Origin of the sequence: Halomonas sp. HMF6819, from assembly GCF_044335525.1 — a bacterium.
Classification (GTDB): domain Bacteria; phylum Pseudomonadota; class Gammaproteobacteria; order Pseudomonadales; family Halomonadaceae; genus Vreelandella.
In genome coordinates, this window is the sequence record NZ_JBIQVY010000003.1 from 433,516 (window position 1) to 454,408 (window position 20,893).

The 20,893-nt window shown below is 57.2% G+C and carries 22 protein-coding genes and 1 tRNA gene; 4 read left to right on the forward strand and 19 right to left on the reverse strand.

Annotated features, from left to right (window positions below; translation table 11 throughout):
* Positions 1-414: 414 nt before the first annotated feature.
* Complete coding sequence (locus ACGLWX_RS12090; protein ID WP_396239993.1) at positions 415-1,416, forward strand: GlxA family transcriptional regulator; 1,002 nt, start codon at positions 415-417, stop codon at positions 1,414-1,416.
* Between the two features lie 71 nt (positions 1,417-1,487).
* Here ACGLWX_RS12090 and ACGLWX_RS12095 read toward each other — a convergent pair whose 3' ends face one another.
* The 3 genes from ACGLWX_RS12095 to ACGLWX_RS12105 are packed head-to-tail and all read right to left on the reverse strand — an operon-like array spanning position 1,488 to position 4,348.
* Positions 1,488-2,750, reverse strand: coding sequence for a TRAP transporter large permease (locus ACGLWX_RS12095; RefSeq protein ID WP_396239995.1), 1,263 nt, complete (start codon positions 2,748-2,750; stop codon positions 1,488-1,490).
* Entirely contained in the window at positions 2,747-3,301 is a 555-nt protein-coding gene (locus ACGLWX_RS12100; RefSeq protein WP_396239997.1) for a TRAP transporter small permease, read from the reverse strand. Before ACGLWX_RS12100 ends, ACGLWX_RS12095 begins: the two co-directional genes overlap by 4 nt.
* Positions 3,302-3,307: 6 nt before the next feature.
* Positions 3,308-4,348 (reverse strand): TRAP transporter substrate-binding protein, encoded by a 1,041-nt coding sequence (locus ACGLWX_RS12105; protein WP_396239999.1) that lies wholly within the window; start codon positions 4,346-4,348, stop codon positions 3,308-3,310.
* Between the two features lie 202 nt (positions 4,349-4,550).
* Here ACGLWX_RS12105 and ACGLWX_RS12110 point away from each other — a divergent pair, with 202 nt between their 5' ends.
* Complete coding sequence (locus ACGLWX_RS12110) at positions 4,551-5,936, forward strand: FAD-binding oxidoreductase (RefSeq protein WP_396240001.1); 1,386 nt, start codon at positions 4,551-4,553, stop codon at positions 5,934-5,936.
* Positions 5,937-6,008: 72 nt separating this feature from the next.
* Here the strand turns inward: ACGLWX_RS12110 and ACGLWX_RS12115 are convergent, their stop codons facing one another.
* Positions 6,009-7,007, reverse strand: coding sequence for a TRAP transporter substrate-binding protein (locus tag ACGLWX_RS12115; protein ID WP_396240003.1), 999 nt, complete (start codon positions 7,005-7,007; stop codon positions 6,009-6,011).
* A gap of 139 nt (positions 7,008-7,146) precedes the next feature.
* On the opposite strand from ACGLWX_RS12115, the gene ACGLWX_RS12120 reads away from it, so the two are divergent.
* Positions 7,147-7,223: transfer RNA gene (locus ACGLWX_RS12120), tRNA-Arg, on the forward strand.
* Between the two features lie 347 nt (positions 7,224-7,570).
* Here ACGLWX_RS12120 and ACGLWX_RS12125 read toward each other — a convergent pair.
* The 12 genes from ACGLWX_RS12125 to ACGLWX_RS12180 all read right to left on the reverse strand — a co-directional run bounded on the left by ACGLWX_RS12125 (position 7,571) and on the right by ACGLWX_RS12180 (position 16,592).
* Complete coding sequence (locus tag ACGLWX_RS12125) at positions 7,571-8,941, reverse strand: phage terminase large subunit (RefSeq protein WP_396240005.1); 1,371 nt, start codon at positions 8,939-8,941, stop codon at positions 7,571-7,573.
* On the reverse strand, positions 8,928-9,332 hold the full coding sequence (locus ACGLWX_RS12130; protein WP_396240007.1) for a hypothetical protein: 405 nt from the start codon (positions 9,330-9,332) through the stop codon (positions 8,928-8,930). Before ACGLWX_RS12130 ends, ACGLWX_RS12125 begins: the two co-directional genes overlap by 14 nt.
* Before the next feature lie 40 nt (positions 9,333-9,372).
* Positions 9,373-10,362: a hypothetical protein gene (locus tag ACGLWX_RS12135; protein ID WP_396240009.1), complete on the reverse strand. Its 990-nt coding sequence runs from the start codon at positions 10,360-10,362 to the stop codon at positions 9,373-9,375.
* A 167-nt stretch (positions 10,363-10,529) separates the two neighbouring features.
* Positions 10,530-11,090: a hypothetical protein gene (locus tag ACGLWX_RS12140; protein WP_396240011.1), complete on the reverse strand. Its 561-nt coding sequence runs from the start codon at positions 11,088-11,090 to the stop codon at positions 10,530-10,532.
* Positions 11,083-11,601 (reverse strand): hypothetical protein, encoded by a 519-nt coding sequence (locus ACGLWX_RS12145; protein WP_396240013.1) that lies wholly within the window; start codon positions 11,599-11,601, stop codon positions 11,083-11,085. Before ACGLWX_RS12145 ends, ACGLWX_RS12140 begins: the two co-directional genes overlap by 8 nt.
* The gene (locus ACGLWX_RS12150) at positions 11,598-12,590 is read right to left on the reverse strand and encodes an AAA family ATPase (RefSeq protein WP_396240015.1); all 993 of its coding nucleotides are present in this window, start codon (positions 12,588-12,590) and stop codon (positions 11,598-11,600) included. Before ACGLWX_RS12150 ends, ACGLWX_RS12145 begins: the two co-directional genes overlap by 4 nt.
* Positions 12,587-13,507 (reverse strand): toprim domain-containing protein, encoded by a 921-nt coding sequence (locus tag ACGLWX_RS12155; protein WP_396240017.1) that lies wholly within the window; start codon positions 13,505-13,507, stop codon positions 12,587-12,589. The genes ACGLWX_RS12150 and ACGLWX_RS12155 overlap by 4 nt, the downstream gene beginning before the upstream one ends.
* Complete coding sequence (locus ACGLWX_RS12160) at positions 13,492-13,719, reverse strand: hypothetical protein (protein ID WP_396240019.1); 228 nt, start codon at positions 13,717-13,719, stop codon at positions 13,492-13,494. Before ACGLWX_RS12160 ends, ACGLWX_RS12155 begins: the two co-directional genes overlap by 16 nt.
* Positions 13,716-13,892 (reverse strand): hypothetical protein, encoded by a 177-nt coding sequence (locus tag ACGLWX_RS12165; protein ID WP_396240021.1) that lies wholly within the window; start codon positions 13,890-13,892, stop codon positions 13,716-13,718. Before ACGLWX_RS12165 ends, ACGLWX_RS12160 begins: the two co-directional genes overlap by 4 nt.
* Before the next feature lie 202 nt (positions 13,893-14,094).
* On the reverse strand, positions 14,095-14,307 hold the full coding sequence (locus ACGLWX_RS12170) for a helix-turn-helix transcriptional regulator (RefSeq protein WP_396240023.1): 213 nt from the start codon (positions 14,305-14,307) through the stop codon (positions 14,095-14,097).
* Between the two features lie 565 nt (positions 14,308-14,872).
* Positions 14,873-16,168: a tyrosine-type recombinase/integrase gene (locus ACGLWX_RS12175; RefSeq protein ID WP_396240025.1), complete on the reverse strand. Its 1,296-nt coding sequence runs from the start codon at positions 16,166-16,168 to the stop codon at positions 14,873-14,875.
* Positions 16,169-16,346: 178 nt separating this feature from the next.
* Positions 16,347-16,592: a hypothetical protein gene (locus ACGLWX_RS12180; protein ID WP_396240027.1), complete on the reverse strand. Its 246-nt coding sequence runs from the start codon at positions 16,590-16,592 to the stop codon at positions 16,347-16,349.
* A gap of 24 nt (positions 16,593-16,616) precedes the next feature.
* Between ACGLWX_RS12180 and ACGLWX_RS12185 the strand changes: the two genes are divergently transcribed.
* Entirely contained in the window at positions 16,617-17,258 is a 642-nt protein-coding gene (locus tag ACGLWX_RS12185) for a GntR family transcriptional regulator (protein ID WP_396240029.1), read from the forward strand.
* A 24-nt stretch (positions 17,259-17,282) separates the two neighbouring features.
* Here ACGLWX_RS12185 and ACGLWX_RS12190 read toward each other — a convergent pair whose 3' ends face one another.
* From ACGLWX_RS12190 to ACGLWX_RS12200, 3 genes are all read right to left on the reverse strand, one after another.
* A complete protein-coding gene (locus tag ACGLWX_RS12190; protein ID WP_396240031.1) occupies positions 17,283-18,113 on the reverse strand; it encodes a type III pantothenate kinase in 831 nt (276 codons plus the stop codon).
* A 116-nt stretch (positions 18,114-18,229) separates the two neighbouring features.
* On the reverse strand, positions 18,230-19,525 hold the full coding sequence (gene gltA, locus ACGLWX_RS12195) for a citrate synthase (RefSeq protein ID WP_396240033.1): 1,296 nt from the start codon (positions 19,523-19,525) through the stop codon (positions 18,230-18,232).
* 56 nt (positions 19,526-19,581) lie between these two features.
* A complete protein-coding gene (locus ACGLWX_RS12200) occupies positions 19,582-20,802 on the reverse strand; it encodes a CaiB/BaiF CoA transferase family protein (protein ID WP_396240035.1) in 1,221 nt (406 codons plus the stop codon).
* Positions 20,803-20,893: the final 91 nt, after the last annotated feature.

Sequence of the window (20,893 nt, forward strand, 5' to 3'; positions counted from 1 at the left end):
TCCAGCAGAGGGGAGTGAATCTTCATCTTGATTCAAGCCCCCCGCCGCAAGCCCGGCTTTTGCGACATGGAAAGACTGATTGGCGACATTATTGTAAAGTCAATGCCAAAAAGATTTGATGAAGTATCAATGGCGGAAAAGCAACGTTTGCGTTTGGCACTTTTATTGCACTAAATAAGGCAGGGAGCCTTGGCCAGGATTAGGTAAAACGCCACCACTTAAAAAGAGGGGCATTCTATACATTATTAATTAATAGCAAGTATCTGTATTGGTAAGCACTATAATAAGGATAGTCGTTGCCACGCTATTTTATTTTGAAACTTCTTTTTTTGAAAGTTTTCCTGAAAAGTCGTTCTCATAAACTTCGGGGGCGTGATGAAAGACCGATTTTCAAGCGTATTAAAAAACAAGAATATGGCCTACATCCATGGTGATGAAAACGCAAGGAACGATAAGAAAAGCAAAAGAGTAGCCTTCATCCTGCTCGATCACTTTTCGATGATGGCGTTTACCGGCGCGGTGGATGCGCTGGTGACCACGAACCTGATGAAGTCCTCGACGCTTTATGAAGTGCTGGTGGTGGGAGAGCGGGCGGCGACGGTGTCCGATCTTGGAATCGAGGTGTCGACGGACATGGCGCTTGCGCATTTCGACAGTGCCGCGCTGGATGTCGACGTCGTGATCGTTTGCGGTGGGCTACGCGTCAAGGTACAGGCGACAGCGCTTTTGCGTAGCCGGCTCAAGAGCGCGGATGGTCACGGCGCTATTCTGGGCGGACTCTGGAACGGCGCCTATTTTCTGGCCGAGGCGGGGCTTATGAGCGGCTATCAGTGCGCCTACCACCCGGACGGCCGGGCGATGATGGCGGAGCAGTTCTGGGATGTTTCCGTGACCAGCCGTAGCTTTATCGTCGATCGTAACCGGCTGAGCTGCGCCGGGGCGAGTAGCTCGCTGAGCATGATGCTCGAGCTTGTGCGCTCCGACTGCGGCAACGCGGTGGTCGGCGCCGTTGAGGAGATGCTCAGCTGTGACAAGGGGCTCGACTCACCGGATATATCGACACTGCGGGTCGATCAAAACCATACCTTGCCGGAGAAGCTCAAGATCTCGCTGCAGCTGATGAAGAACAACATCGAAGAGCCGCTTTCGATTGCCGAGATCAGTAACTGGGTGAATATTTCAAGGCGTCAGCTCGAGCGCATGTTCTCGATCTACGTCAGCGCAAGCCCGTCACGCTATTACATGGAGCTTCGCCTGACGCGCGCCCGTCAGCTTCTGCAGCAGACCAACAAGCCGCTGGCGGAAGTGGCGGTGGCCACGGGCTTTGTCAGCATCTCGCATTTTCGCAGCTGCTTTTATCAGCTTTTCGACATCACCCCGGGGCAGTTTCGCAAGTCCTGCCAGCAGGGCGCCTGAGCGCCGTCGCCGCTTTGTGAACATAAAAAAGGGAGCCTGATTGGCTCCCTCGACGCGCAGACATGGCCCGGTCAGTTCCCCGACCAGCCCATGAAAATCGGCACGTACACGACCAGCAGCAGCACGCCAATCAGCCCTAAAAGATACGGAATGATCGCGCGGGTGATGCGCTCCAGCGGTAGCTGGGTCACCGAGGACGCCACGTACAGGTTGATCGCTACCGGCGGAGTGATCATGCCGATCGAGAGCCCCACCACGATGATCAGCCCGAAGTGGATCGGATCTATCCCGAGCTGCAGCACCAGCGGCAGCAGCACCGGGGTGAGAATGATCAAGGCGCTGGCGGTTTCGATGAAAACCCCGGTGAGCAGGATCACCGCGACGACCAGCAGCATGATCACCAGCGGGTTGGTGGAGAGTGACAGCACCGACGCGGCGATGGCGCCGGGCACCTGCCAGCTCGAGAGCGTCCAGCTCAGCACCGCCGACATGGCGATCACCAGCATGATCACCGCGGTGGTCATCGCCGAGCGAATCAACAGCCGGTACGCCTGGGGTAGGGTCAAATCGCGGTAGACGAACAGCGACACCAGCAGCGCGTAGTTCACCGCCACCACGGCGGCCTCGGACGGGGTAAAGATACCGGTGAAGATACCGCCCAGGATGATCACCGGGGTCATCAGCCCCCAACTGGCGGACTTGAAGGTGCGCCAGATAGTGGCGGGCGACAGCGGCGTGCCTTTCGGGTACTGGCGCTTGTAGGCCTGCACCAGGGCGATCGCCATCAGTCCTAGCCCCATTGCCAGGCCCGGTAGAAAGCCGCTCAGGAACAGCTCGGACACCGACTGCTGGGCGATCACCGCGTAGATGATCATCGGTACCGACGGCGGAATGACTACCCCGATGGTGCCGCTCGCCGCGATCAAACTCGCCGCGGAGGCCGGCTCATAGCCCTTGCGCTTGAGCTCCGGTACGAGACTCGACCCCACCGCCGCGGTGGTGGCCGCCCCGGAGCCGGAGATCGCGGCAAAGAACATGCCCGCCATGACCGACACGATCGAGAGTCCGCCGCGAAGAAAGCCCACCAGCGAGTCGGCGAAGCTCACCAGCCGCTCACTCACCCGCCCCTGAGCCATCAAATCGCCGGCCAGAATGAACATCGGAATGGCCACCAGCGCAAACGAGTTGATGCCCTGGAACATCTGCTGGGTCACCACCATCAGCGGCACGCCGCCCTGGTAAAGCGCGTAGAGCGAGCTTGCGCCGATGGCGAAGGCGATCGGCACGCCCAGCAGCATGAGTAGAAAGAAGAGCCCAAAGAGAAGAAGCGTCATGGTGTTTGCTCTCCCATCGGTTTTCGCGGCTCGCCCTCAAGGAGGATCTCGAAAAGATCCACCAGCGCATACCAGGCCATGATCGCCGCACTCACCGGCATCACCGCATAGACGTACGACATCGGCACGCGAAGCGACGCGGACTTCTGAAAGCTCTGCACCTGCATGTAGCGGTAGCCGATCACGATCAGCGTGATCATGAAGGCAATCACCGCCAGCACGGCGAGAAATCGCGCCGCCCGGCGTAGCGTGAGCGGCAGGGTGTCGACGGCGAAGGTGACGGCGATGTGGTGGCCGCGCTGAAACGCCAGCGTGCCGGCGAGGAAGGTGATCCAGATCAGCAGAAAGCGGGCGACCTCCTCGGTCCAGCCCACCGCGGTGAAGAGCACCCGGGAGACGATCTGCAGCGTGATCACGAGGATCAGCGCGGCCATGCCGAGAAACACCACGGGCTTGAGCACGGCGTCCAGGCCGCGCTCGACGGCCCTTAGCGCACTCACCACGGGGTCAAGCAACGAGAGCGACGATGACGATGGCGGTCTTGAGGACATGGCGGCTTACTCGAGTGCGGCCTGAATGCGCGGCAGGTAGTCGCCGAACTGATCGCCGTAACGCTCATACACCGGGGCTACGGCCTCGCGGAAGGCGTCGATAGCCGGGGACTCGTTGATCTCCATGCCTGCTTCCCGGAGCGCTGCGAGCTGCTCGGCTTCGGCCTCGGCGTTTTGCTCGCGCGCATAGGTAGACGCCTCGCGGGCGGCATCCTGCACCAGCGTCTGCACCTCGTCGGGCAGTGCGTTCCACTTGGGCAGGCTCATCACGAACAGTGCCGGCGCGTAGATGTGGCGCGTCATGGTCAGGTAGTCCTGGGTGTCGGCCAAGTCAAAGGCGTAGATGGCGTTGACCGGGTTCTCCTGGCCGTCGATGGTGCCCTGCTGTAGCGCCGTCAGCGCTTCGGTCCAGGCCATCGGCACGGCGTTGGCGCCCAGGGTGCGGAAGGTGTCGACGTAGACTTCGTTCTCGATTACGCGCAGGCGTAGCCCGTCCAGATCCGACGGCTCGTTGATCGGGTTGCGGCTGTTGGTGATGTTGCGAAAGCCACGCTCGGCAAACGCGAGTCCTTTCAGGTTGACGCCCTCGAGCTTGTCGAGAATCTCCTGGCCGATCTCGCCGTCGAGCACGTCATAGGCGTCCTCGGCGGTGGGAAACAGAAACGGCAGCTCGAAGACCGAAAACTCGTCGACGAAGTTGGCCACCGGTCCGTTGGTGATCACGCCCATGTCCACGGTGCCGATCTGCATGCCTTCCAGCAGTGTGCGCTCGTCGCCCAGGCTCGCGTTGGGGAAGATTTCTACGCTGACCGCGCCGTCGCTCTGCTCATCGAGGATTTCCTGAAAGCGCGTGGCGGCGAGGTGGTAGGTATCGTCGCTGTTCACCACGTGGGCCAGACGCAGCGAGGTTGGCGCAATATCGGCGCTGGCGGTGGACATGCCAAGCAGGCCGGCGGCGGCCAGAATGAGCAGGCGGGGCGTGAGACGAGAGGGGGCGTGTTCCACGTGAACTCCTTGAGAGCGCTGTTTTAATCGTTGGAGGGGCATTTTCTGCCCGGGGCACTTTACCATAACGGCGCCAGAGCATGCGGCTGGCGCTTGAGCAAAAATGGCGTTGGCGGTAGCCTTCATGGCCCCGCACGGCATCGACGCTTTCGCGAGAGGCGATGACAGGATAACGTTGTATTCGCTTTGGCTAAATTAAAACAGGCGGACCGCCGATTCAGGCCCCGCTCGACAGGTAGAGATCATGAACACGCTGATTAACGAGCTTGAAAACATCGTCGGTAAAAAAGGCATTCTGCTGGGAGACGACGTCGCCCAGCGAAGCGTCGACTGGTTCACCAAGGCCCCCTGCGAGGCCATGGCGATCATTCGGCCGCAGACGACGCAGCAGCTCAGCCAAGTCATGGCGGCGTGTCATTCGGCCAAGCAAGCGGTGGTGACTCACGGCGGCCTGACCGGCGTCGTGCACGGCGCTGTCGCCAGCCCCAATGAGCTCGTGGTCTCGCTCGAGCTAATGAACCAGATCGAAGAGGTCGACGCGGTGGGCTCGACCATGCGCGTGCAGGCCGGCGCCACGCTTCAGCGCGTCCAGGAAGCCGCCGACGATATCGACATGCAGTTCCCGCTGGATCTCGGCGCGCGCGGCTCCTGCACCATCGGCGGCAACATCGCCACCAATGCCGGCGGTATCCGCGTGATTCGCTACGGCATGATGCGCCAGCAGGTGCTGGGCCTCGAAGCGGTCCTGAGCGACGGCACCGTGGTCAGCTCGATGAATACCATGCTGAAAAACAACGCCGGGTACGATTTGAAGCAGCTGTTCATCGGCAGTGAAGGGACGCTTGGGATCGTCACTCGCGCAGTGCTGCGCCTACAGCCCAAAATGCCCAGCGAGCAGACTGCGCTGGTGGCGGTGCCCTCGTTTGAGGCGCTTACCCGGCTTTTGCAGTTCGCCTCCAAGGAGCTCGCCAACAGCCTGAGCGCGTTCGAGGCGCTTTGGAACAACCACTACGCGCTGATGACCAGTGAAGCCACCAAGCACGCTGAGATTCTCGCCGGCGACTCGCCTTTCTACGCCATCATCGAAACCCTGGGCTCTGATGAGGAGAAGGATGCTGAAGCCTTCGCCGCGGTACTCGAGAAGGCGCTGGAAGAGGAGCTGATCACGGACGCGGTGCTTGCGAACTCCAGCACCCAGCGCCAGGGCATTTGGGATATCCGCGAAGACATCGAGACGCTGGTGTACGAACTCAACCCGATGTTCTCCTTCGATATCAGCCTGCCGATTGCGCACATGAACGAGTACGTCACCACGCTTGAAGAGAAGCTGAAAGCGCAGTGGCCGGAAACCGGCCAGCTCGTGGTCTTTGGCCATCTGGGTGACGGCAACCTGCACATCATGATCACCGTGCGCGACGCCAGCCCGCACAGCCGCCGCGATGTCGAGGAGCAGGTGTACGGCACGCTGTCTCAATACAGCGGCTCGATCTCCGCCGAGCACGGCGTCGGGCTCGAAAAGCGCGACTACCTGAGCCTTTCACGCACGCCGGAAGAGATCGCGCTGATGAAGCGCATGAAGCTGGCGCTGGATCCGAAAGGGCTTTTGAACCCGGGCAAGATTCTGGCCTGAGAGTCTCAATATGTTCAGCAATCAAAAGGCCACCGCGACGGTGGCCTTTTTTGGTGACACTGGCGAAAACGCCTACTCGGCGATCGCCTCGCGAATGCGCGGCAGGTAGTCGCCAAAGCGCTCCCCATACTGCTCGTAGATCGGCTCGACGGCGCTCTGGAAGGCCTCGATATCCGGCGACTCGTTGATCTGCATGCCGGATTCCTTGAGCGAGGCGAGCTGCTCGGCTTCCATATCGGCGTTGAGCTGACGTTCGTACTCTGCGGCTTCCTGAGCGGCGTCTGCCAATACCGTTTGAGCTGCTTCCGGCAACTGATTCCAGGCGGGTAGACCCATCACGAAGATCGCCGGCGCGTAGGTGTGGCGCGACAGCGTCATGTAGTTCTGGGTCTCCTCCAGGTTGAAGGAGTGGATCACGTTCACCGGGTTTTCCTGCCCGTCGATGGTGCCTTGCTGCATGGCGGTGAGCGCCTCGGTCCAGGCCATCGGTACCGCGTTGGCACCCAGCGCGCGGAAGGTGTCGGTGTAAACCGGGTTCTCCATCACGCGAATACGCAGCCCGTCCATGTCGTCCGGCGTATTCACCGCGCGCTCGCTGTTGGTCAGGTTGCGAAAGCCGCGCTCGGCATAGGCCAGCCCTTTCAGGTTCACATCGCCCAGCTTGTCCAGAAGCTCCTGGCCGATCTCACCGTCCAGCACGCGATAAGCGGCCTCGGGGGAGGGGAAGAGGAAGGGCAGCTCGAACACCGCCATCTCCTCGACGAAGTTGGCTACCGGCCCGTTGGTGATCACGCCCATGTCGACGGTGCCGATTTGCATGCCTTCCAACAGCGTGCGCTCGTCGCCCAGGCTCGCGTTAGGGTAGATCTCGATAGCGACCTTGCCATCGGTGCGCTCTTCGACCAGCTCCTCGAATTTGGTCGCGGCCATGTGGAAGCCGTCCTGCTCGTTGACCACGTGAGCCAGGCGCAGCGTGACCGGGTCCATGTCGTCGAAATCATTGGCGTGGGCGCTGCCCACTGCCGCCAGAGAGACCGCGAGGGTGAGCGTACTCAGCGTGAAATTCTTCATTTTGTTAGGTTCCCGATGGGTTGCGAAAAGCGTGCCCGTTCAGCATGCCCCAGGGCGCCTCGGGCGGCAATGCGACCCCCGTCTAAAACCGCCCGCCGCTGGACAGCGCCCGCCCACACAGGTAGGATACGCCCCCTACGCGCCCGTAGCTCAGTTGGATAGAGTATCGGCCTCCGAAGCCGAGGGTCGCAGGTTCAAATCCTGCCGGGCGCGCCAAGAATTTCAAGGGCTTACGTTAACACGTGGGCCCTTTTCTTTTGTGGAATAGGTGGCTGTAACCACGCTGGTAACTGCAAATGGCAATTCCAAAACGCTGTCGTTCGACCTTGTGTGGTGTTGCGATTCGTTGCCTTGTTCGTTGCGCAGTCTTTTTAAGCCGTGGGAAGTGCGGGAAGGCTGGCCATCTCTGCTTTCAAAACGCACTTGGTTCTTCCATTTCAAATGTAAAAGCCCCAGCGCTAGCCAAGGCTTGAAGGGCCTGCCGCCGTCACTACTCGGAAGGTAACGCGCAGGCTGTCGGGGTTTTCTCAAGCGGGGCACTCGCCGACTAATCCCCGTTGCTGCTAGCGAAAGCCCGGTATGATCTTATAGCCGCCCTTGAACGGTTCCTTCCTCAAGCAGCCATAGCGCACCGCGTCGGCGGCATGATCCGGGCCGGTGGTTTCCATGTCCTCGATGCGTTTCTGGTCACGGGCGAGGTAAGGCACGGTATCCCAGAAATACCCGCAATGACGGGCAATATACAGGCCGGGGCGGTCGGGCTTGCCTGCATCCCCCAGCAGGCGGCGCATGATGTTCCAGCCGGTGATCCGATCAGCTTTCTTGGCCGGGCGGAAGGTCACGCCTGCTTTCTGGAACTCATCGGCAATGCTGCCAGCCCCTGAGCCGGTCTTGGCGAATATTGCATCGTCGGCCACGCCTTCGGGCTTCACGTCCCAATGCTGACACCACTTCACGATCTCTTCGCCAAGTACGGGCACTGTCCAGCCCAGCCCCTTGTCCGGGTTCTCACGTCGGGCAGTGTGCATTTCATCCACCAGCACAATAGAACCACGCGGGTAGAAACGGTCATCAGGCCCATAACCACCCGGCGATACAGCACAGATATACGTTACGCTGGGGGCGCTGCTACCGAAGTCATGGGTAAGGTATACACTCCAGTCGTCGGGAATTTCTCGCCATGTGGGAACGGCGTTGCGGCTCTCCTCCAGCACAGACGCGAAGTAAGCGCCACGGTTAACGGCCCAATCGCCCTCTATCCATGCCCGCAATAGCTCAGGATCATCAGGACACGCGCTTTCTAGCTGGTCGCGGTACTGCTCACGGTCGATTAAGTGGTTGCCCTGGAAGGTGGAAGGGCAGTACAGCCATTGGCGTTTGCTCTTTTCCTCATGGAAAGGCTTCCAGGGTTCCGCTTGAAACACATAGCGGCGGGCGATCCAGTGATGACCGGGGCCACCAGGGTTAGCCGCTACTACTACCCGGATGGGCATATCCTTGGGGCCGCGCAGGTTGGAGCGCATTAGGTCGAGAAGGTCAGGGGTGGGGTACTGCCCCGCTTCATCAATAATCAGTAGCGTGAAGCTACGGCCCTGGTACTTGGCATAGTCGCCTTGGGTTTCAAGCTGCCCCAGCTCAAGATAGCCCCCATTGGGGAATTTCCAGACGTGCTCTCCCTGGTTGTAGCGGGCGTTGGTGCCGTACACCATGCCAAATAGCGTGCGAGTGATTAGCTCGAAGTCAGCCAGCCCCTTGTAGGTCTTACGCAGGTAGAGCACGCGGGCTTGATCGCCGTACATTTCTACATGACGCAGGCACAGCAGGGCCAAGCCGTATGACTTACCACCACCACGGCCACCGCCTAGAAATAGATCCAGCTCTTCAGGGGCGGCCAGGGTGCGCTGTTGGAAGTCGTTAAGATCAATCGCTTCCACGTACCACCTCCCCATCTATTGTGCGGCTGAAGTCTTCCAGCGATTGCGGCCCCGGTAGCTGGAAAGTGACGCTCACCCGGTTGGCCAGCTCGCCCTGGTCGCCTTCACGGTAGCCGTGACGACACTTCAGCAGAAAGATAGCGGCTGTTACGTTGCCGCCTTCGGCCTGGTCCATCAGGGCGCTTCTTAGCTTGGTGTGTTCAATTTCGCGGCCTTCATCGAGCGCGTTCTGTAATTCGGGGTGATTTTCCCGCCATGCCTTGAGTAACGCGGTGCTGATACCTAGCCCACGGGCGATAGCGCTAACCGACAAGCCGCGTTGACTCATGTCGAGAATCTTCTTATCGGTGTCCTTTGGCGGTTTCTTTTGAGTTCCGGCGCATTTTGCCATGTCGTGCCTCCTGAATGGCCCCCGTAGGGGCCGGTGGTGCTTACTGAGCGCGAGCGATCAGGAAGGCGAGGGGCACGGCCTTGCGCTCAACTACGCGGTTCCAGTTGGCCGGAAGGGCGAGTTCTGACAGGCTGGGTGATTCGTCCTCGATGGTATCCTCTACCCAAGTAAAGCCAGCGGGGTGCAGACCCACGTTCATACGGCTATGAAGGATTTGTTGACCGCCGCCACGGCCAGCAGAAGGCAGGTTCTCAACTTCCGTGCCATCAGCAATGACAGGTTCAGCAGCACCATAGCCCACGGCACCAGCGCCAAACAGCGCGCAGGTATAAGCGCCTTCGTTCACTGGTAGGCCATCATCTACCACAGTCGCCAGGCCCCGGAAGGTGGCAATGGTGCCGCCCTGAGAGTCGGGGATAAACTCGATCAGGTCATTCTTGAGGGCGCGGCGGTAAATGTCGCTGTGCATGGCGATCGAGACAAGGCTGCTCATCGAGTCGCCAAGGGTGCCCGTGGCATCAATCACCGCTTCAGCACCAAACACGCCAGCGGCCCCGGTCTCGGTGCTAATGTCCAGCACCATATCGCCGTCAAAGTTGGCGATGTTATCGGCCATGATGCCGCGCAGAGACGCCACTAGGCGCTTTTGAAGCTGTCGATCCCAATAGGCGACTACCCGGCTCTGAATCTTCGCTAGGGCGTCATCTCCGGCGATCTCGGAGGCCAGGTTCATGGCAGACCAGCTCTGGTGAAGGTAGCTTTTGCGGACTAGCTGCTTACCGCTGCCAATCTTCTTGGGCGTGGAGTGGGTGTCCGGGTCATCGTTAACGATGTTGGCTTCATCGTCTTCCAGGTCACGCCAGAAAGGCACGGTGAAGCTATGGGAGCCGGCCTTAAGCTGCTCGGCAATCACGTTGTTTTGTACTGCTACACCCGCACGGACCAAAGCGGTCTTTTTCATGGTTTCTTGCAGGGTGTAGCCCGTAAACGGGGCGGGTTCAATAATATCGGTCAGGCGTGTAACGGCCATGATGAATCACCTTGATAATAAGGATTGAGTGATTCTCACGGACCACAGGTCTCGGGAGGGTTCGCCACAGGCGATCAAGTCCCAGCGTTGGGCGGCTGGTGCGCTTCTCCCACAGGGAGGGAATGAAAGGCAGCCCCACAGGGGCCGCCAGTCGTCTTCTGATTATATCACCTCATGCCAAAGTGTGGGCCGTTGGCGGGTTTTTCCTCTGGCTTTTCGTCGTTGGCCACTGGGCGGGGCGCGCTTCGCCGAGAGCTTCCCGGTGCGCCGCTTCCCGTGGGTTTGGGCATGAAGTAGCGAACGTCTTCAAGCGCTTGCTCATGTACCAAGTCGGCAAGGTCGTCAAAGGTCAGCTCCCTTGGATGCTGCTCTTCCCCGTACTGGCCAACCTTGACGGTTTTCAGTACCGGATTGCCATCCTTGTTATGGATGTAGAACTTGCCATCCTCGCCTTGGGCAATATCAAAGTGCTGTTCAAATGTCTGGCGTAAAGCGCCAGCAGCAGGGCAAACGCTTTGGAAAAACTCGCTGATAGGTTTCTCGAACGTGAGTTGGTGGAGCTGGTCGGAAAGCTCGCCTTTTTCGGCTTCCAGCCGCTCGACTTGCTGCTTGAGGTCGTCGGATTCGCGGCTTTTGCGCGCCCGCTTCAGCTCGTCCAGTAGCTCGGCATTCTTGGTTTTCAAGGCTTCGTTTTCGGTTTGCAGTTGTTCAATCGTGGCTTCAGACATACTCGGCACCTCTTTTCAGTTTGGTGATAATCAGATTGGCAGCGCGTCGCCCGGCGTTATCGCGCTTGTGGTACATGGGTTCATCGTCGGCAGCAGCCCGCCAAGCCTCTACGTAGCGCTCGGCCAGGCGTTGCTGCATTCGTGGGTGAAGGCGTAGAAGGCCAGCAACCACATGGCGGCGATCTTCCGGCACCAGGGGGCAGCGCTGGGCGATCCATTCCAGCCAGTCGGGCACTTCCTCGCTGTAGGTGGAAACGTCCGCAAATTGCGCAACTTTCACCCCCTCAAAATTCCCCGAAAGTTGCGCTGTTTTTGGATCTTCGGTTGCGTCATGGTTGCGTTGCTGGTTGCGCTCCTTTCTCTGCAAGTAGCTGTTAGCAAGGGATTTTAAGTCTCCGGTTGCGTTGTCGGTTGCGCGGGATGCCTCAAAAGTTGCGCCACCATCTTGTGAAAGTTGCGGGTTGCGTTGCCTAGGGGGCGCAACGCGCAACTTTGGTTCACTGGGCATCATTGCTTGGCCTCCCGCTTGGGCGCTTTAGGCTTGGTATACAGCCCTTCGCGCTCGGCTTTCTTGGCATGGCGATTGACGTTGGACTTGTTGATGTCCAGCTCCCGCGCAATCTCGACCTGGGTAAGCCCTTCGTTCAGCAGAGACACGACACGCTTGTAAGTGCTGTCTTGCAGGGATTGATAGGCCCACGAAATACGCCCATCGGGGGCACTGTGTAGCTCGATCTCACGGCTTCGGGCATCGTCGCCATAGAAGCCCCGGTTCTTTTCAAAGTGCATCTCGAACTTTGCGCCCTGAGTGTCCTCCTCGCCCTTGGGGTAGCGCAGGGCAATGACGGTATCGAGCACGTCCTCACGGCGGCTGGTGCCGCGTTGCTGGCCCCCTTTGCCACTGTGGTGGACAAACAGCACGGTCTTGCCCTGGGCGCGCATCCGTAACGCCCACTCCTGCACGCCCATCCACGACTCGCCTTCGTTCTCCTTCCCGCTTCGGCAGAGCGTGGCGATGTTGTCCACCACGATCAGCTTGGCCGGGTCGGTAAAGGGCTCTATGGCAAGCTGCCCCTCAAGGCTGGCCAGGTCGGGCATGCCACGCTTCTGTAGGTCAGGTGTGAGGATTTGCAAGTTGTCGGGTGGGGCTTGGTAGGGCGCGCTTTGAACAATGCTTACGAATCGCTCCTGAAGCGCTACAGCGGGCATTTCGCCGTCGATATAAAGCACCGGGATCGGCTCGGGCGCTTCCCATCCAAGAAACTCGCCACCGGAAGCGCAGGCGTAGGCCGCCCCCATTGCGAACCATGTCTTGCCCAGCCCGCGTGGTGCGTAAACCATGGCGAGGCCGCTGGAGGGCAGCCACGGGGCCAGTAACATGGTTCTTTCGGGCAGCTCCATGCTAATCAGCCCGGCCAGGCTAACGGCGTTCAGTCGCATGTCATCGACCGTTTCCTGTACTGCCTGCGTCACCTTTCTAAGGTCGGTCGCTACGGTCATGGCAGCACCTCGCTGCCCAGCCGTGCCAGGTCGTTGAAGTCGGTCACACCGTCGAGCGTGTCAGGCCACACGCAGCGCGCCCCAATGGCGGAAGCGGCCACCTTGCCCTTGGTGACGCCGGGGTTTCCCGGCGTGCCGTGGTCGTTATCCGCACAGACGATAATGGGCTGGCGGGGGTAGCGTTCGCGTAGTCTTTTCGCCACGGGCAACAGGTTGCCCGCGTTCATGGCAGCGGCCACCGCGTAGCCTGTTGCTTCGTGCAGGGTGGCGGCAGTGGCCCAACCCTCGGCGATCAGTAACGGCTGTTCTGGTTCAATGCTGCCAAGAGGCGAGTAGCAGCCGCCGACTTTGCCACCAGACCGAAAGCGCTTGTCTCCATCGGCGTTGATAGTCTGCCAGTTGACCAGGCGTTGGCCATCGGTAAGCGGCACTACCAGCAGGCCATGCTTTTGGCGCAGGTTGTGAGGCTTGACGTGCTTGTTAGTCAGGTAGGCATGGGTAGCGCTGGCAGGGGGCAGCATCGGCCATTCTCGGCGCGTCTGGCTGGCTACCTGGGCATATCCCCGCTCTCGCTCGGCCTGGCGTTCTGCACGGCGCTTTTCGGCCTCCTTGCGCGCCTTCTCGGCGGCTTGCGGGTCGGGGGTGTCGTCGGCAAAAACGCTGTGCTGTTCGCCGGTCGCCCAATCGCCGTGTACGCCAAAGTCATAATGCAGGACGTACCAAAGGCGTTTGTTGCCCTTGCGGCTATCCGGGTGGTCGTGGCGGTGGATTTCGCCGTCACCAATCGGGCTGACACTCAGGCCGTAATGAGCGACAATACTTTCAGCCAGCTTGTTCTCCAGGGCGATCTGGCCTGAAACGACTTTTGATAGCGCCCATGCCCCTCCAAGGCTGGGCGTTTTTATTGTGGTGTGCATAGGCCCTCCTCACGCAGCCAGGCGGCGCGTTCATCTAGCACCTCAGCCGTCAGGCGCAGGGTTTCCAGCAGTGCATCGCGGCGCAGACCATCAATAGACGAATCGCCCAGCAGTTCGGCCACGCCGTCGAGAATGGCGGCGCAGCGGATCATGTGGCGGGCATCGCCGGACAAGGCAGCGCGGGCAAGGTAGTTTTGTTCTGTCGCGTTCACAGGGTGGTCTCCTTGCCAAATGCCTTGGCTTCCTGCTCCAGTTGTTCGCGCTCCTCGTCGTTGATTAAGCCGCAGGCAATCGCTTGCTCGGCGGTCAGCAAGCAATCAGGGTCGGTGAAGTGAAAGCGGATAACGTGGGTGCGCATATCGCGCATGATGGCAACGGGCATCATTGGCTCACCTCCGCGTTTTCAGCGCGCAGGGTGTCGTAAGCCTGCATCATGCGTTCACGGAAACAGGGGGCTTGCTCTACGCTGTCACGGCTATTCCCTTTGGCTAGCGTTAAGGCAAGCTCTATAGCTGGGCGTGTTAGCCTTTCACCACGGTAAGGGGCGAGGATTGCCGTCAAGCGAGTGAGTTGGTCGCGGGTAAGTATCATGCCGTTACCTCCTTGGCGACTCGCTCAATCCAGGCGTCTAAGTCGGCAATGTCGTAACGAACAGCACGGCCCAACTTTTGATGTTTAGGTGGTTTGGTTCCGGCGAGAATCCCCATACAGCGGGATTGGCGGAAAGTGGCGGGGCGATAGCCAAGGTACTCGGCGGCTTCGCGTTCGGTAAGTAGCTTTCTTTGAAGTGCTGTAGCCATGCTGGCTTTCCTCTATCGAGGCCAGTTCGACTAACAGGGATAGGCGGGGAGCGATAACCACAGATATAAGCAATGCTTGTAATTTGTGTGTATAGAAATCTATACTTCGCATAGAGCTAAACGTTTACGTATTAGCTCGTGCTCTTTAACTCGACTACGCACTGCTCCGCATGACGTTAGCGCGTCAAGCATTAGGGAGTGGTGCGTTTTCGTGTTATAGAGCATCCGCTTTTCCCTTGTCAGTCTGACTGGCTTGGGCGTAGGGCCAGAACCACGGATCGGGTCGCCAAACTTTCACCGTGTTCTGGCCTTTTCTTTTATCTCTGAACGTCTGTATAGATATTCAGCGATGTATTAATGCTAACCTCATTTTAAAACAATTCAACGCATATTATTGTTTCACGGAGCATTAAGCGCTTCCTTGTCGCCCTCCTTTTTGCCTATTGACTTTCTTTACAGTTAGAAAACGCGGTGCAATATGTCTTGCTATGTCTCAATATGTTGCATGTTGTCTTGATAGTGCATGAATAAATCTCATGGCTTGCTTCTCTAAAAATATAAATTTTCACTGCCCTGCTCGAATTTTTATTACGTTATTTTGCTCAAGTGTCTGCGCGCTGGTGATTAATTGCCCCCATGCCTGCCAAGCCAAGCGCTGCTCTTTGGCATAATCATGACGCTGGTAGGTCTCGATTAGTCGATCTGTTGGCGCGTGGTTCAGCATTTGCTCGACAACGTGCGGTGCGGTGCCAAAGTGTTTTAGCAGGCCCGTGGCGAATGAGCGGCGCAGGTCGTGAACGCTAAAGCGTGGCATATCCGCAAGCGGTGCTTTCATGTTCTGTTTTGCCAGCTTACGGCCTTGCAGTCGAGCAATAGCAGTGGTCAGGCTGGCGTCTCCAATCGGCTGGCCATAGGCCCGCTGACTTTCAAATACGTACTCACTATTGCCCGTTACGGCTTGTTGCTCCCGTAGTAGGTCAACGGTAGCGCTTGAAAGGTAAACGGTATGCTCTCGGCGTGACTTAGTGGTTACGGCTGGCAGTGTCCAGCGGGCACCGTCAAGGTCGATATGATCCCACTTGGCTTGCAGTAGCTCCCCCCGGCGTTGCCCGGTAAGTATCAGCAGCTTTAGCGCATTGGCGGCGCTAACGTCCAGGCGTGCGCTTTCTATCGCATCCCATAGGCGTTTGATCTCTGGCAAGCTCAATACACGGTCACGCGGTGCTGACTTGGTAGCGCCTAGTTGGCTTGGCTGGATACCTTGGGCGGGGTTGGTGTCAATCTGCCCGTGCGCCTCAGCATACGACAGCATGGCCCGCAGCATGGTTAAGCACTTGCTTGCCTGGTTACGTGATTGGCTGCCCGCTATTTGCGAAACGGTGCTTTTAACTACGCGGGCATCAACGTGCTTGACCAGCAATGAACCAACTCGCCCTTTCAGGTAGTGGCCCCAGCGCCAACACGCTTGCTCTACAACAAGCTCAGACGGTGTGCGCTTAGTGCGTACCGTGGGCGTCTTTGCGTAACTCTGAAGCCACAGCTCGAACAGCTCGGCCATCGTCCAGGCTGATGCATTGCGTGCCTTGTCTTCGCGCTGTGCGTGCTTAGGGTTAATGCCTTGAGCATGTAGCGCTACCGCTTCGCCGTGGCTCTCTCTTACTTCCTGCAAGCCCACACTGGGATAACGGCCAAGGCTATAGGTATCTTGTTTGCTATTGAAGCGATAGCGGTAGTACCACGCCTTTGATCCGGTAGGCTGCACACGAATAGCCAAGCCGCCACCATGAGGTGACTTCACGCTTTCCCAATAAACGGTGTCTTTGGGTTTTAGTGCCTGAAGCTGGCGGTCGGTGGTTATCATGGCTAACTCCTATTCAGTACCACTCTGGTAACTGCATATTGAGTCTATAACCACATATAAAAATAGACAAGTATAAACAATGAATATTGATAAATGCCTTATTTTATGGGGTTTTGTTTGTCTATTGAGGTAGGTAGGGGTTAGGGAGTTTAGTCCTCCGAAGCCGAGGGTCGCAGGTTCAAATCCTGCCGGGCGCGCCAAAATATCGATAAAAGGGGGGCTGCGGATTAACGCAGCCCCCCTTTTTTTTCGTGCCCGGCATCCACGCCCAATCAGCGGCGACACCTGGTGCGGGCTGGCCGGTTTTAAGTGGCTTTGAATGGAAAATTTGATTCTTGATGTGATGAATACCGGTTAACGCTGTGGTAAATTGCGAAGACAAAATAATGCATTTTTTGCGTTGTTGAACAAAGACGTTTTGCAATACTGCCTGCTCGAGCGCTTAGCCATGATGATGGACCACAAGACCAAAGAAGAGAAAGTAGCCGACTACCTTCGAGAGGGCATCATTTCCGGTGTATACCCCAGAGGATCTCGGCTCAAACAGGCCGAGATAGCCGAGAAGCTCAATCTTAGCATTACCCCCGTTCGGGAGGCCTTGAAGCTTCTCGAGGCCGAGGGATACGTAGCTCGCGACTCCTATCGAGGTGCATCCGTCGTTCCTTTCGATGCCAATGCATCGGACGAAATCCTCCAGTTACGTTTACTGCTGGAGGCAAAGCTGGTCCAGGCTTCTGTCGAAAAGGCAACGACCAGTGATATCGAAGAGCTGTATGCGATTGAGAAGGAGTTTGAGCAGGCGTTTAGTAGCGGCAATCGCGCCGCGGCGCGGGGTATCAACTATCGTTTTCATCGGCGCCTTTATGATATCGCCGACCTTTCTCACACACAGCATTTCGTTCAGGTGCTCTGGGCTCGCTATCCGTTTGACGTCATTAACGCTGTCGGTGGCCGGGGAGATCGGGCAATCAGAGAGCACGAGGAGATTCTAAGCGCTTTGGCTTCTCGTGATGTTCAGGCAGCGGTCATGTCCATGCGGAAGCATATCGAATCCGGCTGGGATGTGCTCAAGAGCGAAACACCCCAATAGGCTCGAAGTAATTCTCTGCGTGTTTCATGGTGAGGCAAGCGTATTTCGAATCGCGTCCAGTAGGGGCGGTTTAATCGAGCGGGGCGCCCCGCACATCTGGCCGAGTCGTTCTGAAAGGGTTAGCGGAAAGCACAGTTCCAATCCGCCATAAACCAGATCGGGCCAAACGGCATGAGTTACCTGCACGCCTTTCGATAAAATAGCGGCATCGTCTCCGGTCATTAATAAGGCCAGGCCTTTGTTTTCTTGTCGGCATAGTTCCAGGTAGATACGACTCACGGCACTCACGATAGCCGTGAAGGTTCCGTGATTCACCGCCGTATTGGTATTGCGCCCTGGTATCACGAACTCGTCGGCCTGCTCCTCGGAATCAATCGATACATTAAACGTTTGTAACTGCAATATTTCTTTCATCTGGCGAAGTCCCGGCAGTATGTAACCTCCTATATAGCGTCCATCAGGTGCTATAAAGTCGATAGTGATAGGGTTGTCGCATGCGATAACACAACATCCTCCAGCTAAATGAAGCCCTGCCGTTACGCCTAACCAGCGATCAATCGGTAACTCCGACGTCGTAGAATAAGTATCCGTAGTGCTCAACGTCTCCTGATTCTTTTGAGCAATATGAATATTGATTTCCTCTCGCCTCAATGGGCTAACAATATCGTTTAAAATGCTTTCATCTACGTTATTCGAAATTCGTATGTCCTTTATCCTGTCGAGATTGGGTATATCGCAGCCTGGTTGCCACCTTGCATTCGTTAAAGCGATACCGCGTGAGCGAACTTCGCTGTTTTGAAGATCTTTTAGTCGCCACCGTGATAATTCATGTTCGATATGTAAATCAAGGATCATGCGATCGCTTCTTTTTATAATTTTAAGTGATTTGGGTATGACAGGCTTTATCAGCAAGTCTCGATAGCGATTAACGTTAAAGCTTTCTAAAACACATCAGGTATTGTTAGCGATCATCACTTTTTTGAACGATAGTCTCGCTGAGAGGAGCCAACGTAAAGCTGGCGAGGTCTGCCGAGTTTATAGCTATCAGAGAGCATCTCGTGCCAGTGAGAGATCCAGCCGACCGTACGCGAAACCGCGAATATGACGGTAAACATATTGGTGGGAATTCCCATTGCCTTGAGAATGATACCTGAATAGAAGTCGACATTGGGGTAGAGCTTGCGCTCGATGAAATAGTCGTCCTCTAAAGCGATCTGCTCCAGACGCTTGGCAATTTTTAGCTGTGGTTCATCGGCCATGCCAAGCTCTGTCAATACCTCATCGCAGGTCTCTTTCATCACGCGTGCTCTGGGGTCGAAACTGCTATAGACACGGTGGCCGAACCCCATCAACCGGTAAGGGTCATTCTTGTCCTTGGCGCGATCAATAAAGTGTTGAATGTTCTCTTCGGAAGCGTCGCCGATTTCGTCGAGCATTTTTAGCACTGCTTCGTTGGCACCGCCATGAGCAGGCCCCCACAGGGCGGCGATACCGGCACTGATACAGGCAAAGGGATTGGCGCCGGTAGAGCCGGCCATGCGTACCGTGGAGGTGGAAGCATTCTGCTCATGGTCGGCATGCAGCATGAAAATACGATCCATGGCCTTGGCGCAGACCGGGTTGAGCTTGTACTCCTCGCAAGGATTACTAAACATCATGTAAAGAAAGTTCTCTGAGTAGCTCAGGTCGTTACGAGGATAGTTAAACGGCTGTCCTATGTTGTACTTGTAGGACATGGCTGCAATGGTCGGCATTTTGGCAATCAGGCGAATGGCGCTGATTTCGCGGTCTTCCTTGACGGTAATATCCATGTGATCGTGATAAAAAGCCGCCAAACCTCCTACCACGCCACAGAGAATTGACATGGGGTGCGCATCGCGACGAAACCCCTTGAAGAAGTTGTTGATCTGATCGTGAACCATCGTGTGGTTGCGAATTCGAGATTCAAAGTGGGTATATTGCTGACCATCTGGAAGCTCGCCAAACAGCAACAAATAGCAAAGTTCGACAAAGCTGGATTTTTGCGCAAGCTGTTCGATAGGGTAGCCTCTATGCATCAGCGTTCCCTTGCCGCCATCTATATAAGTGATCGAGGAGCGGCAGGCAGAGGTGGCCATAAATCCAGGGTCATAGGTGAACAGCCCTTCAGAGAGCAGGCTACCGACATCAATGACGTCGGGGCCGACAGTGCCCGAATAAATGGGCAGGTCCATGCATTTGGTTTCATCGTCGATGTTCAGCGTCAGGGTTGCTGTTTTTTTAGCCATGGTCGGCCTCTTGCTACTGACAGATTCAGGTAGTCATTCTCGGTCATGAGAAACGATTAACGGTCATTGCGTACTGCCGCCCAGGAGTATTCATGCTCTTCAGCGACCTTGACGGCTTGGGAGTTCAGCAAAGCGTCACATTCGTGTTGAGCAAACCCCAGCTCTTTCAATACTTCGACGGTATGCTGGCCCAGGTGTGGGGGAGGCAAGCCCGGGTCGGAGGATGACTGCCCCGGGAATTCAGGCACGTCAAAGTGCAGGCCGCGAAAATCGAGAGTGCGAAGCTTGCCGGGCTGATGAGCCTGGGGCGCTTCAAGGACGCGCTCAAGTGGAAGCACTTCGGTGAACCCTACGCCCGCCTCACGAAGCTTCGTAATAGCAGTGTCGTAATCCAAGCTACCTACGGCGGTGCGCACGGCCGCTTCGACTCGGTCACGCTGTTTCTTGCGCTCTCTCAAACGAGCCAGCTCAGGATCGTCTGATTCGGGCATACCAAGTCCTCGAGACAGCTTTGCCCAGTGTGCGTCTGTCAGTACCAGCAGATAGACCCAGCGCTTATCGCTGGTTTCATAGGCACCGTATCCCGGCATGGAAAACTCGCCACCCGCTTCCTTTTCGGGGCGTCCGAGAAGCTGCGTTTTGAGCTGTACACCGGCAAGATCCCTGCTTGCAATGTGGAGGCCGGTTTCATACAAACCAATTTCGATATCGCGATCCTTGGCCATCGGATCGGGGTTCAGCAGTGTGGCAAGAACGCGTATCACAGCGTAGGCCCCTGCGAACTGATCGTGGTAGGAGGGCCCTAACCGGCTTGGGCGCCCGTCGACGATGTTGTCAGACATGACGCCGGTAGACGCTTCTGCAACAGGGTTGGTGGCCAGATCCTCATGCTGAGGGCCTGCTGCATAGCCACGAATATGGCAGTAGATAATGTCAGGATTGTCTTTTTTTAAGTCGCTCGCGGTAATACCCAGTTTGCGCGTGGCGGCGGGCGAGAGGTTATGAATCACGACATCCGCCGTCGCAGCCAGTTTATGAAAAACGTCGCTGCCTTCCTGGGTCGTCAAATCAATTGAGAGACTTTTCTTGCCGTGGTTGTAGGCAATAAATGTCCCTCCAGGGCCACCTCGTACTAACGCGCGAGTGGTATCGCCCGTTGGCGGTTCCACCTTGATCACCTCAGCGCCTAGCTGAGAAAGGATATGAGTGGCGAAGGGAGCCGCTACCATCGTGCCCAACTCAATGACTCTGCGTCCCGAAAGAGGTTTGTGGCTCATGCTGTGACCTCGCTTTTAAGCGTGTTTTTTTATTATGAGGAGATTCCGTGAGGCGCTTTTGATGCCGCCTCACGAAAACCTGTATTGTTAT

Bases quoted from the DNA above. Each gene is read 5' to 3' on its own strand.
- ACGLWX_RS12090 (WP_396239993.1), top strand. From the start codon at position 415: ATGGCCTACATCCATGGTGATGAAAACGCAAGGAACGATAAGAAAAGC.
- ACGLWX_RS12095 (WP_396239995.1), bottom strand. From the start codon at position 2,750: ATGACGCTTCTTCTCTTTGGGCTCTTCTTTCTACTCATGCTGCTGGGC.
- ACGLWX_RS12100 (WP_396239997.1), bottom strand. From the start codon at position 3,301: ATGTCCTCAAGACCGCCATCGTCATCGTCGCTCTCGTTGCTTGACCCC.
- ACGLWX_RS12105 (WP_396239999.1), bottom strand. From the start codon at position 4,348: ATGCCCCTCCAACGATTAAAACAGCGCTCTCAAGGAGTTCACGTGGAA.
- ACGLWX_RS12110 (WP_396240001.1), top strand. From the start codon at position 4,551: ATGAACACGCTGATTAACGAGCTTGAAAACATCGTCGGTAAAAAAGGC.
- ACGLWX_RS12115 (WP_396240003.1), bottom strand. From the start codon at position 7,007: ATGAAGAATTTCACGCTGAGTACGCTCACCCTCGCGGTCTCTCTGGCG.
- ACGLWX_RS12130 (WP_396240007.1), bottom strand. From the start codon at position 9,332: ATGGCAAAATGCGCCGGAACTCAAAAGAAACCGCCAAAGGACACCGAT.
- ACGLWX_RS12135 (WP_396240009.1), bottom strand. From the start codon at position 10,362: ATGGCCGTTACACGCCTGACCGATATTATTGAACCCGCCCCGTTTACG.
- ACGLWX_RS12140 (WP_396240011.1), bottom strand. From the start codon at position 11,090: ATGTCTGAAGCCACGATTGAACAACTGCAAACCGAAAACGAAGCCTTG.
- ACGLWX_RS12145 (WP_396240013.1), bottom strand. From the start codon at position 11,601: ATGATGCCCAGTGAACCAAAGTTGCGCGTTGCGCCCCCTAGGCAACGC.
- ACGLWX_RS12150 (WP_396240015.1), bottom strand. From the start codon at position 12,590: ATGACCGTAGCGACCGACCTTAGAAAGGTGACGCAGGCAGTACAGGAA.
- ACGLWX_RS12155 (WP_396240017.1), bottom strand. From the start codon at position 13,507: ATGCACACCACAATAAAAACGCCCAGCCTTGGAGGGGCATGGGCGCTA.
- ACGLWX_RS12165 (WP_396240021.1), bottom strand. From the start codon at position 13,892: ATGATGCCCGTTGCCATCATGCGCGATATGCGCACCCACGTTATCCGC.
- ACGLWX_RS12170 (WP_396240023.1), bottom strand. From the start codon at position 14,307: ATGGCTACAGCACTTCAAAGAAAGCTACTTACCGAACGCGAAGCCGCC.
- ACGLWX_RS12175 (WP_396240025.1), bottom strand. From the start codon at position 16,168: ATGATAACCACCGACCGCCAGCTTCAGGCACTAAAACCCAAAGACACC.
- ACGLWX_RS12185 (WP_396240029.1), top strand. From the start codon at position 16,617: ATGATGATGGACCACAAGACCAAAGAAGAGAAAGTAGCCGACTACCTT.
- ACGLWX_RS12190 (WP_396240031.1), bottom strand. From the start codon at position 18,113: ATGATCCTTGATTTACATATCGAACATGAATTATCACGGTGGCGACTA.
- gltA (WP_396240033.1), bottom strand. From the start codon at position 19,525: ATGGCTAAAAAAACAGCAACCCTGACGCTGAACATCGACGATGAAACC.
- ACGLWX_RS12200 (WP_396240035.1), bottom strand. From the start codon at position 20,802: ATGAGCCACAAACCTCTTTCGGGACGCAGAGTCATTGAGTTGGGCACG.